The 3,762-nt window shown below is 74.4% G+C and carries 3 protein-coding genes; all 3 read left to right on the top strand.

The genetic code is table 11. The features are described 5' to 3' along the window. Positions 1-2,673: DNA polymerase I (gene polA / locus K6U79_11310; GenBank protein MCL6522940.1), on the top strand; the 2,673-nt coding region annotated here is incomplete at its 5' end. A 7-nt stretch (positions 2,674-2,680) separates the two neighbouring features. Then, positions 2,681-3,583, top strand: a complete 903-nt coding sequence (gene mutM / locus K6U79_11305; GenBank protein MCL6522939.1) for a bifunctional DNA-formamidopyrimidine glycosylase/DNA-(apurinic or apyrimidinic site) lyase — start codon at positions 2,681-2,683, stop codon at positions 3,581-3,583. Then, on the top strand, positions 3,580-3,762 hold a 183-nt coding region (locus K6U79_11300; GenBank protein ID MCL6522938.1), incomplete at its 3' end, for a hypothetical protein. The genes mutM and K6U79_11300, both read left to right, overlap by 4 nt.

Here is a 3,762-nt window from a genome sequence, read left to right as displayed (position 1 = left end):
CTGCCGCCGCTGAGCACCAGCAGCGGGCAGCCGACCCATGCCGTCACCGGCTTTCTCAACATGCTCCTGCGCCTGGAGCAGGACCACCGGCCGGAGTACCTGGCGGTGGTCTTCGACCGCCGCGGGCCAACCTTCCGGCACGAGGCGTACGAGCAGTACAAGGCGCAGCGCCAGCCGATGGAGGAGGGGCTGGCCAGCCAGATCCCGCTCCTCCACCGGCTGCTGGAGGCGCTCCGCATCCCGGTCTACGAGAAGGACGGCTACGAGGGCGACGACATCCTGGGAACGCTCGCCCGCCAGGCGGCTGCGCGCGGCCTCCACGTACTGCTCGTCACGGGCGACCGCGACGCCCTCCAGCTGGTGGACGAGCGGACCGACGTGCTGGTGACGGTGAAGGGGATCAGCGAGACCCGCCTCTTCACCCTGGAGGCCATCCGCGAGGAGTACGGCCTCGAACCCCGCCAGCTGGCGGAGGTGAAGGGGCTTGCGGGCGACGCCTCGGACAACATCCCCGGTGTGCCGGGCGTGGGCGAGAAGACGGCGCTCAAGCTGATCCGGGAGTTCGGCTCGATCGACGAGCTCTACCGCCACCTCGACCGGGTGCCTGGGAAGAAGCTCCAGGAGCGGCTGGCGGCGCACGAGGCCGAGGCGCGGATGAGCCGCGAGCTGGGTACCATCGACTGCGACGCGCCGGTGGAGCTGGACCTGGATGCCTGCCGCCGGCGGCCGCCCGACCCGGTCGCCGCCCGCCCCCTCTTCGAGGAGCTGGAGCTGCGGAGCCTCGCCCGGCGCTTCGGGCTGGCCGGCGAGCCTGCGGCGACGGAGACGTCGCCGCAGGCGGCGAGAGAGGAGGCCTCGCCGGGGGAGGCTCCGGCGACGTCGGGCGCGCAGGCGGCGGCGGGCGAGGTGCCGCTCCAATGGGTGGGAGGGGAGGAGGAGGGGGAGCGCTTCCTCGAGCGCATGCGCGGGCGGCGCGGCACGCTGGCCGCCGCCTTCCGGCCGCACCGGCCGGGCCTGCCCGCGCCGGCGCTGGTCGCCGTCTACGACGGCGAGCGGGCCTGGCTCTTCCCCCTGGAGCCGCCCGCGGCGGGGGCCGCGCCCGCGCTTCCGGGCGCGCTCCGCCGCTGGCTGGCCGAGGGCGGGGCGGCGAAGGCCGGCTACCGGTTGAAGGCGCTCTTGCGCGCCGCCTGGGCCGCCGGCTGCCAGCCGGCGGGCCTCGCCGGCGACGCGGAGCTGGCCGCCTACCTGCTCGACCCCTCCCGCAGCCGCTACCCGCTGGAGGAGCTGGCAAGGCGCTGGGGCCAAGTGGAGCTTCCCGAGACCGACCGGGCGGGGGCGGAGCAGGGGGAGGCGCTCGCCCGGGACCTGGCGCGCGAGGCGTGGGCGGTGGAACGGCTCCTGCCCGCGCTGGAGGCGGAGGTGGAGGCCATGGGCCTCGGCCGCCTCTACCGGGAGGTGGAGCTGCCGCTCGAGCCCATCCTGGCCGAGATGGAGGCGACCGGCGTCCGCGTCGACCCGGCGACGCTGCGCCAGCTGGGCGAGGAGTTCCGGGAACGCATCGCCCGCCTCGAAGGCGAGATCCACCAGATGGCCGGCGAGCCTTTCAACATCCAGTCGACGCAGCAGTTGGGCCAGATCCTCTTCGAGAAGCTGGGCCTGCCGCGAGGGCGGCGGACCAAGACCGGCTGGTCGACAGACGCCGATGTCCTCGAGTCGCTTCTCCCCGTCCACCCCATCGCCGCCAAGGTGCTGGAGTACCGGCAGCTGACCAAGCTTTACGGGACGTACGTGGAGGGGTTGGGGCCGGTGATCGACCCGGCCGACGGCCGCGTCCACGCCGCCTTCAACCAGACGGTGACCGCCACCGGCCGCCTCTCCAGCGCCGACCCCAACCTGCAGAACATCCCCGTGCGCGAGGAGCCGGGAAGGAAGCTGCGCAAGGCCTTCACGGCGCCGCCCGGCCGCCTCCTGGTCTCCGGCGACTACTCGCAGATCGAGCTGCGCGTCCTCGCCCATATCGCCGGCGACGAGCGGCTGCAGGCGGCCTTCCTCTCGGGGGAGGACATCCACCGCGCCACCGCCGCCGAGGTCTTCGGCGTGCCGCCCGAGGCGGTGACGTCCGAGCAGCGGACCCGCGCCAAGGCGGTCAACTTCGGCATCGTCTACGGCATCTCCGACTACGGCCTCTCGCAGCAGCTCGGGATCTCGCGTGAGGAGGCGGGCGCCTTCATCCGTACCTACCTCGACCGCTTCCCCGGCGTCCGCCGCTACATGGAGGAAGCGGTGGAGCGGGCGCGCGCGGAGGGCTTCGTGCGGACGCTCTCCGGCCGCATCCGCTACCTGCCGGACATCCGTTCGCGGCTCTACGCCCGGCGCCAGGCGGCCGAGCGGACGGCGCTCAACACGCCCATCCAGGGGACGGCGGCGGACATCCTCAAGATGGCCATGATCCGCCTGCGCCGCGCCCTGGCCGAGAGCGGGCTGGACGCGCGCCTCGTCCTCACCGTCCACGACGAGCTGATCCTGGAGGGCCGGGCCGAGGAGCGCGAGGCCATGGCCGGCCTCCTCCGCCGCGCCATGGAGGGCGCCATGAAGCTGGCCGTGCCGCTGGTGGTCGAGGTGAAGGCGGGCCCCAACTGGTACGACATGGCGCCGCTGGGCGGGGAGGGTTAGAGCGGCTTTGCCCGAGCTGCCCGAGGTGGAGACGATCCGCCGGACGCTGGCGGCCCACCTGGCCGGGGAGCGGCTGGAGCGGGTGGAGGTGCTCCACGCGCACTTCCTGGTCGGGGTGGAGCCGGGCCGCTTCGAAGGGCTCTACGCCGGCGCGCGCGTCGAGGCGCTCGACCGGCGCGGCAAGTACCTGATCCTTCGCTTCGCGGCGGGGCTGCCCGCCTGGCTCGTCCACCTGCGCATGACCGGGCGCCTCTATTACCGCGCGGACCCCCCCGCGCCGGGCGGCGACCCGCACCTGCACCTGCGGGCGCGCCTGGCCGGCGGCGGCTGGCTCCTCTTCCGGGACGTCAGGAAGTTCGCCCGCCTCCACCTCCTCGCGGAGGCTTCCGGGGAGGGCGGCGCGGAGGGGGGCCTCTTCCCGCTTCCTCCCGGCTGGCGCCAGCTCGGCCCCGACGCGCTGGACGGCGGACTGACGCCGGCCCGGCTCGCCCGGGCCCTGGCGGGCCGGCGCGCGCCGGTCAAGGCGCTCCTCCTCGACCAGCGCCTCCTCGCCGGGCTGGGCAACATCTATAGCGACGAGGCGCTCTGGCGGGCGCGCATCCATCCGGCGCGCGCGGGAGGAAGCCTCCGTTCCGCGGAGATCCGGCGCCTCTGGGCGGCCGTCCGCGGCGTGCTGGCCGAGGCCATCGACTGGCGGGGCACCACCTTTTCCGACTATCTTGATGGCGAAGGTTTCCCCGGAGGCTTCGCCGTCCGCCTCGAGGCCTACGGCCGGACGGGCCAGCCGTGCCGCCGCTGCGGCCGGCCGCTGGAGAGCCTCCGCCTGGGCGGTCGCAGCGCCACCTTCTGCCCGCGCTGCCAGCGGCGGGCGCCCACGAGCGAGCGGGGAGGCAGCCCCGGAGGATCATGAACACCTACGTCATCGAGTTTCCGGACCGCGCCGCCCTGGACCGGGCGCTGGAGCACCTCTGGGAGCGGCTGAAGATCAGCGGCGAGCTGAACGCCCAGCCGGTGGGCGGCCGCTGGCGGCTCGAGGTGACCAGCGAGAAGCCGCTCCGCGCGGGCACGCTGGAGAAGCTGGGCGGGAAG

The organism is Bacillota bacterium (assembly GCA_023511835.1).
In the GTDB taxonomy this organism is placed as follows: Bacteria; Bacillota; Sulfobacillia; order JAIMAT01; family JAIMAT01; genus JAIMAT01.
This window is presented reverse-complemented; position numbering and strand designations above follow the sequence as displayed.